Genomic DNA, 13,973 nt, shown 5'->3' with positions numbered 1-13,973 from the left:
ACCGTATTAATAAATCCCTTCGATACCTGCAATCGTAAAACCTGTGTCATCTGTAAAATCTATAGTTCCATTTCCATGAATAGTGGCCAATCGACATTTAGTAAAACGTAACACCACGTTGTCACGATAATTAGTAAGTTCTATTCGAATATTCCAAATACTTTTTTCGGATGAACCTATACCCGTGAACATAATAACTGGGTTATCTACCGCTGGTGTTTCAAGCGTAAATTGTGTACCTAAACCCTTGACATGAAATCGTAAACGACTAAAACGACGTGTACTAGCCGTTAAATTCATGTTTTGTCCTACCTTACAATCTGAATCGCCCGCTTTCCACAGTTTCGTTACTTGTTCAATTCGTTTCCAATTTCTTGAATTGTAGCCACCTTCTCCGCCTTCCTTGCTTGAATTGATATAAAAAATACTTCCGTTTGATACGTCAATCATCACATAAGTCTTACGTTGAGAGTGTTCCCCGAAAACGTGTAACTGGATAATTTGTCCAGGGATCATTGGATCGGGCGTTCCCATTTCGTCAGCCCATGCCCACACAGTAGCGTAATGCCCAAATGGAATATTCCAGAAACTATACTTCTCACTTAAGTAATTATCCTTAATTAAATGACCGGTTGCTTGTGCTACGGTCTCAGGTGAAGCAAAACCTGCATTTCTCTCAGTAGCAAGCGCATGTGCTTGTTGGTCGTTACCATCACAATGAATAGCAAATTGTTCTAACATGTGATTAATTGCTTGATCTCTTGTCATATTTTCAAACATTATCCACCACTCCTTCAATATAAAAATGATCGTTTGGTTGCTCGTCCCACACCGTTCATTATCAATTTTCTTGCTGTCTTATCAATTGACAATTGATAAAAAGCTTCAAAATCAACACTAGTGTCTTTAGTAAATGCACAAGTTCCAACTATCATTTTCAAAGTACCGAGATTTCTCACCGTTTCCCAATGTTCATGCCCGCAAATGTAGGCAATAATGACACCTGGTCCTTTTGTGCTAAAATCAAATACTTCACTTCCTATAACGGATTCCGATGGTTCTCCAGTTAGCGAATCATAATCAATGGTTACTGACACACCTTGTTTAAACCCATCAATAAGTGTCCGTAATGCTGCAGTATTCCATACACCTGTTGCGGAATCATCTAATGGAATATGACCTACTAATAAAACATGATAGCTACGATCTAAGTTCGTGAGGAAAGTACCGAAGTCTTTCAATTGTTCTGCTCCGATTTTCCCTATTTCCCCATCTTTTGTATGGCCACTGAATTCTTTATACTGACCGTTGCTATCAAGTGCATCACTATAATCATCTGTATCAATGCGATAGATTGCAATTCCTTTATCTGGGAATAAACGACCACCGAATGTGCCATTATATAAATGGTGCATATCCGCACTATTTAAACAAGTTTCTGGTGTATGCCCTATCCAAGCATAAGGAATTTTTCCAGTATCATGATTTCCACGACAAACGATGACATCTTTTTTCCATACACTAGCAAAATTTGCGAAACGTTTTTGTATGGCCATTGAATGTGTTCGCCCAAAGTCACGAACACCAATCTTGAACTCTCCTGTACGCCCACTATTACAATCACAGTTATCTCCACCGTAAACAGTCACATCACATTGTTTGGCCATTTCTTTAAATTTTGCTAAAGTACTCCAACGCCTTGGATTCGTCGAACTATCTCCTGTTGTAAAAGCACTGTCTTTCCCCATCCCATCGACGTGAGTATCTGTGATGAACGCAACGTTAAATAACTGATGATCAATGTTGGCAATAACTTCATCAAAATTAGACGGAACAGAATATCCACCGTCTGTAATCTGTCGCACAGAACTAGACACAGAAAGGTTTTTATTTTGAATGTCATTTAAGCGATCAGCTAAACTATCATAATTTCCTTTCGCTTCATTCAGAATGTTAATGATCGTACCACCAGGATCTATGTTTTCCAGTAATTCACGATTCTCTTCTAACCACTGCTCCCAGTCATTTTTGCCCTGAACCATGTAATCTTTGAATTTTCTTAGCAAATCCTCAAAGGTCCACACATAGCCAGAATCACGTAACTGGCTTCTAGATATTCCAGAAATGACTCGATAGGTAAAATCCTGTGTGCTAAATTGTTCACTCCAAGTTCCATCACCATTAAGTGATCGGAAACTGAAATGTGCGGTGTTTTCACCGCCCCATTGCCAGTCAGGCTCACTTAACGTATAAACAAGCCTTGCTTGTCCTGGACTGTATTCTTGTACTTTTTGTTCAACAGGTTGGTTTTCGCCAAATTTTGTTGTGTTAATAAAAAATGGCACTAGGCCATCGAATGTTTTTAATATCCCATGTTCCACCACTTCAACAACCAATTTTTGGGTTGAAACATCTCCTTGTCGAACTTGAATCATCCCCACATAATTATATGGTTCTGTTGTACTTAAAACGACATTCCATTTACTCATAGAATCACCACCTTAAAATTGGATATAATTTCTTGGATTCTCAAAATCAACAACTGGCTGTGGCCAATAATTTTTCATAATTTGAAAATGTAGATGTTCTCCTGTAGATGGACCAGTTGTTCCCATCAAGCCTATTTGAGCACCTTTCTGGACTTTTTGTCCAACAGAAACATCAATACGAGACAAATGAGCATAACCTGTCCACTTCCCATTATTATGTTTAATAACCACGTAATTACCATACCAGTCATAATAATTAGCACCAGCCTGAACAACTTCCCCATCTAATGCTGCAAAAACAGGTGTATTAGGATTTCCATTTACAAGATCAATTCCATTATGAAATTCTTGGCCGCCATTTATTGGACTAGTTCTCCATCCACATTCTGAAGTAACTGTCACTGGTTTTTGAATTGGACAAATGAAATTCCCTCCAGGTTCTGGACTAGTTAATCCATGTAATTTGTTAAACCAAGATTGGGCATAATTTTGGCGTTCTGGATGTGCAGAAGCTGGACGTTCAAAGTTCATTTCAAAAGCATATGCTGCACTTTTGGCATCATTGATCGATTTAAATCCTGATACTGTGGTTGGATTTACTTTTCCGAGCCATTGACCGTTGAACATACACCAATCTAATAATTTTACTTGGGCTTCAATACTTCGATAATCTTCTTGAATCCCTGCGGTGTTCATCAAACGCTGAACATACTCTCGTCCGTGCCAAGTTGGTGATCCGACTAACGGATAAGCAGAACCATCCCATTGAACAATCCCATAAGCTGGACCACCAAGTTGTTCTGTATCAGGGTTCATACTTGCTCCAACTTCCCCTTGAATATTTCCTAGAATACCTGCAGCTGCATATTCAGAATAGCCACGAGCTTTCAGCATTGTCCAAATTTTCCATGCTCTTTTTTCAGCTTCCGTTGTTAATTGAGGGGGAGTAGTTCCAGGATCACTTCCTCCGCTTCCTCCACCGCCTTGGCCTGGAAATACTTTTTGTCCATTGATTCTAAGTTCACCTTGAATATTCAAATTGCCTAAGTGCAATGTTGATTTCCCTTGTAAAATAAATCCATAATCTTCTTTAGAAGAAATTAAGATATACTTAGGGGAATTGTCAGTTCCGTTAGTTTTAATTACTAATGAATTATCTGTTAAAGGCACAGGTGTAGATTCGTCTGAAACTTTAGGAAACGGATTACCGGCAGAATCGGTTGTTCCAATCGTTCCGATAGATCCCTTACTGTTCCAAAACTCCATACCTTTTTTTGTTAATTCCATAATTTTTTTGTTCTCATTCCAGATTTGCAGTGTGCCTTTTACAAGTTTTAACACATCACCATAAGAATTGAAGGAAGATTCAAATACTTCTGCGTTGATTGTGCCGACTTTAATAAAATCAGCAACAATTTCTCCTTTAGAAGTCATCGCAATACCGAATGGACCATTTACGCCATTATCTGAATAACCTAACCCATTCAAATTCCAGCGCCACACACGTTTTGCACTCGCTACGTCATCGGTATCCATTATAAGTATCTCGGATGGTGCTTTCTCTGGACGAAAAACGACATGTCCACCAGAATTTCCAGTGATCCATGCCGTTGCATTTAGTACGTTTTGCACTAATGTTTCTGTCCGATTATCAATTTTCTTTTTGAGTTCTTGAGTTTGCGAATTGACTGTCGATGTGTAAAGAGATAGATCATTGCCTAAAACGAGGTCTTTATACTTTCCTAACGTTGGAAAATAGGTATATTCAACGACCCTTTCTTTTATCTCGATATTTAGCTCTTTCGCTCTCACGTGAGCGACATCACCAAAGCTTAGAGTTGAAAGCTTTCGATACATTTCACCGTATTCAAGCGTATGCTCAAGCGAAACCATGCTTACCTGATGAGTGGCTTTTGGTTCGTGGATTCTGTCGTTATCAAATAGTGTTTTCCCCCACTTAATAAGCTCATCGATAGTTTTACAATCGGCATTTTCTCTTTTACCGATTCTGCGGTTTTCATCTGTTACGCCTGCCACCTCTAAATAGCCATACGAAATTGGTTCTTTGTCCTGGTCATAGTCATTATCAGGAACACCACCAACTAGAAACAGACTATTTACAATAGATTCCTCGTCTATTTCCTCTTCGATTGATTCTAAATTGACACCAAAATCAATGCGAAATCCGTTATCTGCACCGATCTGCTTCACTAGATTTAAATTGTAATTATTCATGTCCAATTCTGCACTAGCAACACCAGTCAAATTTTGATTTCCGTTGTTCGAACCAATAATCGCTTCAACTGGTGGGACTTGCTTCGCAGTGAATTGATGAGTGGTTCCGACATTTGACAGGTAATTGAATTTTTGTTTGAACGCCAAATTATTTTTTAAGCTATTCATAATTTGCGTACCATTCCCATTGCTAGTAAATGATTCCACGATGAAATTTTTGTTGGCCATAAATCCAATATGACGAGCCGTAACAGATACCGAAGTCAAATTCTTTTTGATATTGTAAATTTCGAAATATTGCCATGAACCATCAGGAACTTTTGCTTTTAAAAAATTTCCTTTTTTCAAATAGGATCGATATTGACCATTCCTAGCGTAATTTCCATAAAAACGATACTGACCGTTTAACACTCGATTAATTTCTGGCAAGTCTTCCCAATCAACCAGAGAAAATCCATTCACAGATAAATCATCTGGCATTTTGTCATAAGCATAAATAAATTCTTTTGTCACAGATACACACTCCTATTCCAAAATCGAATTTGATTGAACTTACCAGATAATTCGATGGTGTTTTTTCCTGGTGCCAAAATCGGCCAATCGCCTTTTGTAAACAGCGATAAACCTTCCTGAACAACTTTACCCAGTTCAGTATCAACCGCCACAGTTCCAGTTACAGTGTTTAAAACAGTTAACATTCGATCGCCAATTTTTATTGAAATGTCCCCACCTTTTGAATCAATTTCAAGATATGGTTGGGCTTTTTCGTCTCCATGATCATAAATTTCAACTTTAGACACATTGAAGTTTTTAGGTGTTTCGCCAACTTTTCTTTTGAAAGGCTGGCAGCGAAAAGTAACATCAAAGGTATAAAAATAGCCCCATTCATTTTCGAACAGAATTTCTTTACTCATGCTACAGATAGCATCTAAATATTTATCTGGATCATTATGCGTAATTAGTCTACTACTTCCAGAAAGCCACTTTTTGACCTCTCGAAGTTTAGAATGGGGAACAGTGATATTCTCTATTTTTAAATCAAAAGATTCATAATCACCAAAAGTTTCATTCAATTCACCATTTCTACCTTGAACAGTATATGTTTCATATCTTTTAGCTGGCATGACCTCAGGAAGTTCACTCTCGATAATACAATTCATATCGAGAGTAGCATTTAAGTTTTTCCAGATAAAATTTGGCTCATCTGGTTTCATGAATCGTTGACTCATTCCGGAATACCTCCCAAATCATAAATAGCTTGTCGATTAGCTCTTGCAAATTTACGGTTCATTCGATCTAATTCCGATGGATTATTTGCATCAACTTTGCCAATATGGATATGTTGCTCGATATTACCACCAGAAACTTTTCCACCGATACCTCTACGTTTTTCTTCATCAGATAATGGAGTCACAGTAGTTTTTCCATTTTTAGCAGTTAGTAACTCTGGTCCAGCTTCACCAACAATCGCTTGTCCATTGATTAAATGACCACCTTGAGCTAAATATGGGAGCTTGGATATAGAAAATGATTTGCCACCAATACCAGGAACCCATTTTGGTATTTTGATATTATTCAGTCCACCAATAAAACCATTAATCAAACCAATCATGGCATTGATGGGAGCTTTTCCAACAGCAACAATGCCATCGAAAATACCTCCAAAAATATCAACCAATCCTTGCCACGCTCTTGACCAATCACCTGTAAATATACCAGTAATAAAGTCAATAAATCCTGTCAGTATCCTCTTTCCTGCATTATAAAAATTCATGAAATTAACTACTATTCCTTCGAAAACACCAGAAATATAGCCACCTATAAATTTAAAAACTTCTACGGCGACATCTGAAATGCCTTTGAAAAATGCATTAACTCCATCATGAAACCATTTCACTTTGTTATATGCCAATACAAATCCAGCAATCAATAAAGCTATTCCTGCGATTACTAAAACAAACGGATTCGTTGCAAGAAAACCAGATAAAGTCTGCCAAATCCCTATAAAAGATTTAACTCCACTAACAATTTTAGTAATTGAACCCATAAGTGTTCCTAAAATCACTAATAGTGGACCAATTGCTGCTACTACTAAAGCTATTGTTACTAACATATTTTTTTGCCCTTGATCAAGTGAATCAAGCCAAATTTTAAATCGTTGCAATGCATCTATTGCCAATTCGAAAAAAGGCAACAAAGCTATTTGTACGCTTTCTCCCACAGATGCCATTGCTAATTTTGCGTTGTTCATGGCCATATTTACCTTATCAATCGGATCAAGTGTAGCTTCATAAGTAGAACCAACAGAGCCACCACTTTCTGAGGCAACTTTTGCTAAATCTTCTAGATTAAGAGTTCCCCTTTTAATTGCATCAGCCATTCGAGGGCCGCCTTTATTACCAAAAATCTCAGCAGCAGCATTAATTGCTTCAGTTTCTGAGCTTGCATTTTTAATTTTATCTTGCAATTCTCCAAGTCCTTGTGACAAAGTTTTCCCATCTTTAGCATAGGTAACTGTGGCTTTAGATAGACTACTCAAAGCTGCGCTAGAATCAACACCAGCTTGCTCGAATTGCCCCATCAACGTAATACCTTCTCCAAAACTCAATCCTAATTGTTTGATTTGAGGGGCGCCATCAATTGCCTTTTGCATTAAATCATCTACAGATTGTCCTGTATTTTGAGCTGTCTTTGTTGTTACATCTAATACAGAATTTAAATCATCATAAGACATGTCATATGCTTCGATTGCTTGACGAGCGAAAATAGCTGATTGGGAAACATCTGTTTCATTGATTTCAGCGTACTGTAGTAGATAATTAGTTGAATCTTCCAGTTTTTTGTCCATGAATCCAAATTGCGTATTTACTTCACCAATGGCTTCTCCTACCGTTTGTAAAGGCAAGTGAGTATTTGAACCAACATTTTCGAAGGATTGCGATAGTCTATCAGCTTGATCACCTGTTGCTCCGGTTTTAGTAATAATAGTATCAAGAGCTTCATCTACTTCACTAAAAGCTGCTAGTCCTGCAGCACCTGCAGCAACAATTGGTGCAGTTACGCCAATAGACATTTTTTCACCGACACCTTTAACTTTTTCGCCAGCTTCTTCAATTTTTTGAAGTTTTTTTGCGGTATCAACAGAAACATTTCCCTGTTCTTTTAATGCATCATTAGTTTGCTCTAATGCAGAACGCAGTTTATTTTCTCCTGTTTCAGATTCCAAAAGTCTTTTATAGAGTTTTTGAGATTGGTCTGAATATTCACCAGTTTCTTTAACTGATTTTTCATACTCTTCCCTTAACATCTGGGTTCGCTTTTCTGCTAAAGAAAGTTGTTTTTCTAATTTTTTCTTAGTAGCTGTTAATTTCTCTGTTTGAGTTGCATTCTTATCCATGGCAGACACTTGGTTTTTGTACTCGGTAGCTGCTAAGTTCATTTCTTTATTGATTTCTTTAATTGTTTTTGAATAGCTAACTTCGCCATTCGTTTTAAAATTTAAAACAACATCTGATTCTTTCCCTGACATTTTAGCGCTCCTTTCCTACCACCACGGACTCTTATCCATAGTTATAGATTGAGGTGGCTCAAACTCAGTATTTTGCTGTAACCACTGTAGGTATGATTTCAGCCACAAGTTAGGCGTAGATTTCAAAAAGAAACTCTCACTCCAATTTAATAGAGTGAGAGCAACATAAATATAAAAACTCCAAGGAGTTCCTATTTCTTCCGATTCTTTTTGTTTTTCTTTCTTTTTGCTTGCGCTTTTTGAAAGTCTTGTGGCTTCTTGGATTTTTTTAGGTCTTCTACCTGAAATGTCTGACTAGCAAAAATTTCCATACAGGTACTATAAGCAGACAACACCTCTCCACTCATTCCTAAGAATTTAAAAATAGTTTCTGGATTTTCATCTAAACCACCAGTGCGCAACATTGCATAAATCAAGGCACGCATGATTTTTAAGTCACTAGGCGATAAGTTAGCAGAAGAAATTTTTCCTTCTTTTTTGTATAGCATGGTATTCATATCAGACTCAAATTGCGAATAATCTCCACCATATACATCTGCTATAAATTCCATTGTTTGCATAGTAAATGAGATAGGGAATTCTACACCTTGAATAGTGACAGTAGCAGAATTTTTTAAGTCTTCAACGTGAATTCCATAATCAGATAACCGAGCCATTAACCTGCACCTCCAACTTTAGCCAATGTTTTCCACTGTTCTTCATCGTATACAGGTTGAGCAATGAATTTATTAAATAATTCGAGAGAAGCTCCGTCTCTATTTGAATCAAAGCTTGAATACATTACGTTGTTATACTTCAATCCAGATGAAATGAAGTTCGCAGTTACATCATCAATTTTCGTCTCATCATCAGCAGTAGCATATTCTTCATCAATAACATTGGACAACTGTGTTTTGGGATACCAAACAGCTTTCTTTCCACCGTTTTCAATATTTCCAATAAAACCAAATGCGAAGTAAGGAAATTCACGAGCAGTATTTTTGCCAAAGGTTACACCACTTTCAGCAATCAAACCTTTCAATTCGTCCATAACAGCAATTGGAATTCCTACATGATCCAGAGCTAACTCATGTTTTGTTTCTCGACTTACGCGCCGAAACATTTTGCTAGATGCCCATTTTTCAAGAGCTGTTCCATTTCCCTTTATTCCCAATTTTGTAGCAATTGGTAAACGAACAATCTCGCTATAAGTTGGTGCTTCTCCAACAGTATCAGGAGTAGTCATCATACCAATCAATATATCGTCTAATCCTTCAAAATAGAAAGTATCTTGCTTTCCCACTTAAATCACCCTTCCCACATTTTAATAATTTTCTTTGTCATAATCTCTTCAATCTGTTGCTTATTTTGCTCATATGTTCCACTTGCAAAATGTTGAGCGCGTTGCTTTGTTGTCCCATTTTCGGCAAAACGCCAGTAAAAGGCTGTATCTTCAAATTGGACTTTTACTCGATCATCTTCTACTACAACTTTTACATGATCTTTCATATGTTTTTTCTTTAATAACGACTTAGGTATCTTAGGCAATAGTTGCTTCATGTAAAAATTAGCAGCTTCTTCTAAAGATTCTATTGATATTTTTTTCGGATCTACCTTTGAAAGATTTCCTAAATAATCCGCCATATCAGCAAATCCGTTCGCATTATTGGCCATTTTCCATACACCTCACATATGTGTAATAATTGGTCACGGTATCGTCGTTCTCATCACCTTGTATACCTACAAAATCAGCATAAGGGATACAAGCTTTTTCAAATGCTAATTCCAAAATTGACAAATCTTTTTCTGTTCCTGTTGTATAGAGTGAAACTTGATAATACGGCAATCGTCGATGAACTTTTGAAGATGCCATTTTTTTACTTTTGCTCACATTTGAATAAACGATATATGGAAAGTTCGTCTCTTTAGCTGCTTTGTCTCTAAACACCGGTAACTTAGTTGATTTCAATGCTTTTATTAATTCATTGAAGTTATTCGACATAAGCTAAACTCAACTCCATTTCTCTTGTATCGGGATTTGTATAAATCCGAGTAATGTTATACGTCACAGAATCAATTTTGAGGGCATTTAGCTTCTCTGTGATAGATTTATCCCATCGAACTTTAATTCGCCTGACAACGTCTGTCTTGGCTTGCTGTGATAAATATTTTTCTTGAGAAGTCACACCGAGTTCCTCATAAAATATTGGACGCTTAAATTCGTAAACTGTAGTTGGACGATCATTTTCGTCAGTCCCTGATTTGATATCTAGCAACTCTGCTCTCCATCTGAAATTGTTAGTTTGTCTCTTCGGCATTTTGAATTGCTCCTTGCACAATAAATGGAGTAATAGCATTCATTGCTTTATCTAGTTCATCTTCTGAAGCTCTATATTCATAGGCAATGCCGGCAACCATCAAAATAAGATATTCTTGTTGGCCACCAGTTGCTGTTTTAACATAGTCTTTTGCCATATCTAAATAAAAAGAGAGCAAAGAATCATCCATGCCCTCTTCAAAATGAATATGTGATTTGAATTTTTCCTCTAAAGACAATTCTTTAGTTTGCTCTTCCATCTTAATCACCAACTGGTTTTGTAATTTCATAACGATATACTGCAGGTTCAAATGGGGAATAAACCAATTGTCCATCTAATAAATTGTAAATTTGGAATCCAATTTGATTTTTACCAGAGAATTTTTCAACAAGTTTTTGAATCTCTAAGGCACCAATAACTTCTTGAATTTTGAATGCAGAAAAATCGCCAAAATATAAAACTGGCGTATCTGGTTCACCTTTTTTATCCGCTGCATCTGTCCAATCTACAGGATAGCCAACTAATTGGTAACCAATTCCACCTTCTGCTTGTGTGAATGGTCGCAATAAAGGAAATCCATCGTCTGTTTTCATTTTTTCAATAGCAGTCAAAGCAGCTCGATTAATAATAAAGCGACCTTTTTTCATTACTTCTGTCACTGGTGTATTTTTAAATTCAATTAATGCATCATATAATTTTTGTCCAGCACCTTGAGCAGTCAAATCTAACGGTTTTTCAAATGACACAGCTTTTTTAGCCAATGCACCTGGATTTTCATTTCCAGCATCATCTCCATTAAACATATAATTGATTTCTTTTCGTACATAAGCTTTTTTCAATTCTTCGACAACAATATCTTCAACTGGAACACCAGACATTTTTAGTAATTTCTTAGTTACTGTTGCCAATGCATCAAACTCAGCCGGATCAAGTAAAATTTCATCAAACTGAATAGCTGTCTCAGTAATATCAGTTGAACGTTCTTTCTTATTGACATTCGCGTCTGCTTTTTTCACAAGAATTGGATATTTTACATCACCTGATGTTCGCACCACTGTTCTGTATTTACGAAGTAAATTTTCTTCTTGAGCATAAGTAATAACTTCAGATGCAATTACTTCTGGGACAGTAACTGAACCGTTGCCAGCTTCAATCCCTAAAGCTCGAGCTTCTGCTTCAGAAATATTTCCAATTACAAAATTAGCAAATGCTTTTCGTAATTGTTGATCTTTTTGTGTCTTGGTCATTTTACTTCTTGCCTCTAATCCTGATTTAATGGAATCTAGCAATCCATCACGTTGTTCTTGCGAAATCATGCCTGAACGATTTTCAGGATTATCTTCTCCCTCTCCACCTTCATCAGCACCATCTCCACTAGATTCATCGCCAGAACGATTGTCAGTATCATCAGTGCCATTTCCTACACCACCATCTTTTCCATCTCCTGCATCGCCAGGATCACCATCATCTACCAACGCATCTTTGATTCCATTTAATTCTTCAATGACTGCATCAATTTCTTGTTGCACACCTTCGATGTCTGCTTCACGCAATTCACCAGATTCGATTTTTCCACGTAACTCTTCCAGTCTTTGCTCTTGACGTGCTTTCAGTTTTTTTAATAATTCTTTATCCATAATCTTTTCCTCCTAAGCTCCTAGTGCTTGATTGATTTTTTTGATTAAATTTTTTCTTTTTTCGACTACTTTTTCTAAGTCTTCCTTGCTTCTTAAAGCTGCTTCGGTATCTTCATATGCTGGCAACGGCACGATAGAAACTTCATACAATTCCACCTCGTGAATCGTTCGAAGCATTGGTGTAGAGTTGTAGTCCCATGTTTCTTCAGTTGGTATGAATCCAAAACTGCATTGATTGATATCGCCACGTTCCATCGATTTGATCAAATCCCTAGCAACTGTTGTATCCGGAAGATCAACTTCAAATTTCAACCCACGTTCATCTTCTGATAAACGTAGCGTGCCACTTTTTGTACGTCCTAAAACATTGGACCAATCATGATTGAAAAGGCAGCGAACATCTGAACTACTAATAGCCCTTGAAAAGGCACCGGGAGCTATCACTTCATCCAAGTCTTCCCATAATCTTGTTGGGCTATTAAATACTGCTGCATAACCACTAATCGTTCTTGTTTGTGTTTCTTCATCAGAACGTGTTGAAAGATTGGTGATGTCAATCGTTCGAATTTCCTTTTTCTTCATTTCCATCACCTCCCTTCAAGTTTTGATCATTCGTTGGTAAGGAATCATCTGTAGCATGTTTCTTGCCGATTTCTGTCAGATCATTTGAAATATAAACAGCTTCAGTTTTTGGCGTTCCTTGTTTAGGGAACCCAAGCATTTCTGCCACATTATCTGGACTTGTAATTCCAGTACGAACAATGTTGTATCCTATATTTGTTTTTGTTGAATAAGGAACAAAATCCAAAATGTTGATTTTCCATTCCACTCGATAACCAGAATTAGGCATAAAAAATAGAGCGGTGTAATGCTCGCTCTTGTTCTTCAATATTGGTTTGATTGCTTTATTATGCAGATACATCATCGCTTTCTCGATGTCTGTCTTCATTAGTGATTGATAGGTATCAACATTTATACCCAAGAATTTCCCTAAATCCTTTTTGTACACGCCTAGATAGTTCAAGATTGCATCATCATCTACTGGACTTTTCAGTGTATCAATTGAGTACCCTTTACCAAGAGGGATCATTTTGACCGAGTGATTACTGTCATCTTGTGTTCTTTCTAACTGATCAAGTATTGCCTTAACAATTTTCGTTTGGGCGCTGTTATTCGGGTTGATATGCGCATCCAGTTTAAGCATAAAAGCGAGTAAACCGCCTTTGGTATATTTATCCGTCAAAACCTTTTCTGCGCTTAGAACGCCTTCTAGCGTGCTTCTTGCTAAATCGATTATCCCTGCACCTTTTAGAGAATCTGTACCGATATTCTTAATGTGACGAATCATCTGACTTGGTATTTTTTGACCATTCATTTCAAACTCTTCTTGTAGACGTTCATTTATTTTAGTTGTCACACCGTATGCTAAATGAAGTTGATCTCGGTCAGTCAATGGGAAGGTTTCTCCGTTGATCAGTAGCGTGTTCGTCTCAAGCTTTGAAAACTCAAAACCCGTTAGATAATCATTTGGACTTTGCAATGTTTTAAGCAAAAAATGATTCTTTACTTCGTTACCATCAGGACCAATCACAACTGGTATTGCAAGTGCTACTTGGTTTGAAATATCTTGAACCAATTCATACACATCAGATGATTCCATAATTGAATTGTCTGTGACATATCTTTGAGTGTAGCGAGTGGTTTGACCGAATATATCTTCAATGTAGCCTCGTTTTTCCATGAATGAATATACTGCGTTTGATATTCTATCTCGAATTCTCATCTT

General features: G+C 37.1%; 14 protein-coding genes. All 14 read right to left on the bottom strand.

From position 1 onward, the window contains the following. Positions 1–6: 6 nt before the first annotated feature. Positions 7–780: a hypothetical protein gene (locus tag AB3I42_RS03440; protein ID WP_368022280.1), complete on the bottom strand. Its 774-nt coding sequence runs from the start codon at positions 778–780 to the stop codon at positions 7–9. Between the two features lie 14 nt (positions 781–794). Continuing rightward, positions 795–2,489, bottom strand: a complete 1,695-nt coding sequence (locus AB3I42_RS03435; protein ID WP_368022279.1) for a BppU family phage baseplate upper protein — start codon at positions 2,487–2,489, stop codon at positions 795–797. A gap of 12 nt (positions 2,490–2,501) precedes the next feature. Then, on the bottom strand, positions 2,502–5,237 hold the full coding sequence (locus AB3I42_RS03430) for a phage tail tip lysozyme (RefSeq protein ID WP_368022278.1): 2,736 nt from the start codon (positions 5,235–5,237) through the stop codon (positions 2,502–2,504). After that, complete coding sequence (locus AB3I42_RS03425) at positions 5,234–5,953, bottom strand: phage tail domain-containing protein (RefSeq protein ID WP_081127382.1); 720 nt, start codon at positions 5,951–5,953, stop codon at positions 5,234–5,236. The genes AB3I42_RS03430 and AB3I42_RS03425 overlap by 4 nt, the downstream gene beginning before the upstream one ends. Next, on the bottom strand, positions 5,950–8,253 hold the full coding sequence (locus tag AB3I42_RS03420) for a phage tail tape measure protein (protein WP_368022277.1): 2,304 nt from the start codon (positions 8,251–8,253) through the stop codon (positions 5,950–5,952). Before AB3I42_RS03420 ends, AB3I42_RS03425 begins: the two co-directional genes overlap by 4 nt. 191 nt (positions 8,254–8,444) lie before the next feature. After that, positions 8,445–8,909: a hypothetical protein gene (locus AB3I42_RS03415; RefSeq protein ID WP_081127378.1), complete on the bottom strand. Its 465-nt coding sequence runs from the start codon at positions 8,907–8,909 to the stop codon at positions 8,445–8,447. Then, positions 8,909–9,535 (bottom strand): major tail protein, encoded by a 627-nt coding sequence (locus AB3I42_RS03410; RefSeq protein ID WP_081127376.1) that lies wholly within the window; start codon positions 9,533–9,535, stop codon positions 8,909–8,911. The genes AB3I42_RS03415 and AB3I42_RS03410 overlap by 1 nt, the downstream gene beginning before the upstream one ends. Before the next feature lie 5 nt (positions 9,536–9,540). After that, the gene (locus AB3I42_RS03405; protein ID WP_034867623.1) at positions 9,541–9,906 is read right to left on the bottom strand and encodes an HK97-gp10 family putative phage morphogenesis protein; all 366 of its coding nucleotides are present in this window, start codon (positions 9,904–9,906) and stop codon (positions 9,541–9,543) included. After that, the gene (locus AB3I42_RS03400; RefSeq protein ID WP_081204311.1) at positions 9,896–10,234 is read right to left on the bottom strand and encodes a hypothetical protein; all 339 of its coding nucleotides are present in this window, start codon (positions 10,232–10,234) and stop codon (positions 9,896–9,898) included. Before AB3I42_RS03400 ends, AB3I42_RS03405 begins: the two co-directional genes overlap by 11 nt. Further along, a complete protein-coding gene (locus AB3I42_RS03395; RefSeq protein ID WP_081127372.1) occupies positions 10,224–10,550 on the bottom strand; it encodes a phage head closure protein in 327 nt (108 codons plus the stop codon). Before AB3I42_RS03395 ends, AB3I42_RS03400 begins: the two co-directional genes overlap by 11 nt. Next, the gene (locus AB3I42_RS03390) at positions 10,531–10,809 is read right to left on the bottom strand and encodes a head-tail connector protein (protein ID WP_081127370.1); all 279 of its coding nucleotides are present in this window, start codon (positions 10,807–10,809) and stop codon (positions 10,531–10,533) included. Before AB3I42_RS03390 ends, AB3I42_RS03395 begins: the two co-directional genes overlap by 20 nt. 1 nt (position 10,810) lies before the next feature. After that, positions 10,811–12,187 (bottom strand): phage major capsid protein, encoded by a 1,377-nt coding sequence (locus AB3I42_RS03385; RefSeq protein WP_368022276.1) that lies wholly within the window; start codon positions 12,185–12,187, stop codon positions 10,811–10,813. 12 nt (positions 12,188–12,199) lie between these two features. Then, the gene (locus tag AB3I42_RS03380) at positions 12,200–12,769 is read right to left on the bottom strand and encodes an HK97 family phage prohead protease (RefSeq protein ID WP_010752177.1); all 570 of its coding nucleotides are present in this window, start codon (positions 12,767–12,769) and stop codon (positions 12,200–12,202) included. Further along, entirely contained in the window at positions 12,741–13,970 is a 1,230-nt protein-coding gene (locus AB3I42_RS03375; RefSeq protein WP_081127367.1) for a phage portal protein, read from the bottom strand. Before AB3I42_RS03375 ends, AB3I42_RS03380 begins: the two co-directional genes overlap by 29 nt. Positions 13,971–13,973 lie beyond the last annotated feature (3 nt).

The sequence above is a fragment of the Enterococcus sp. C53 genome (assembly GCF_040887425.1).
Lineage (GTDB): Bacteria > Bacillota > Bacilli > Lactobacillales > Enterococcaceae > Enterococcus_B > Enterococcus_B hirae.
Note: the sequence above shows the minus strand (reverse complement) of the source record. Positions and strands in the feature narration are given on the sequence as shown.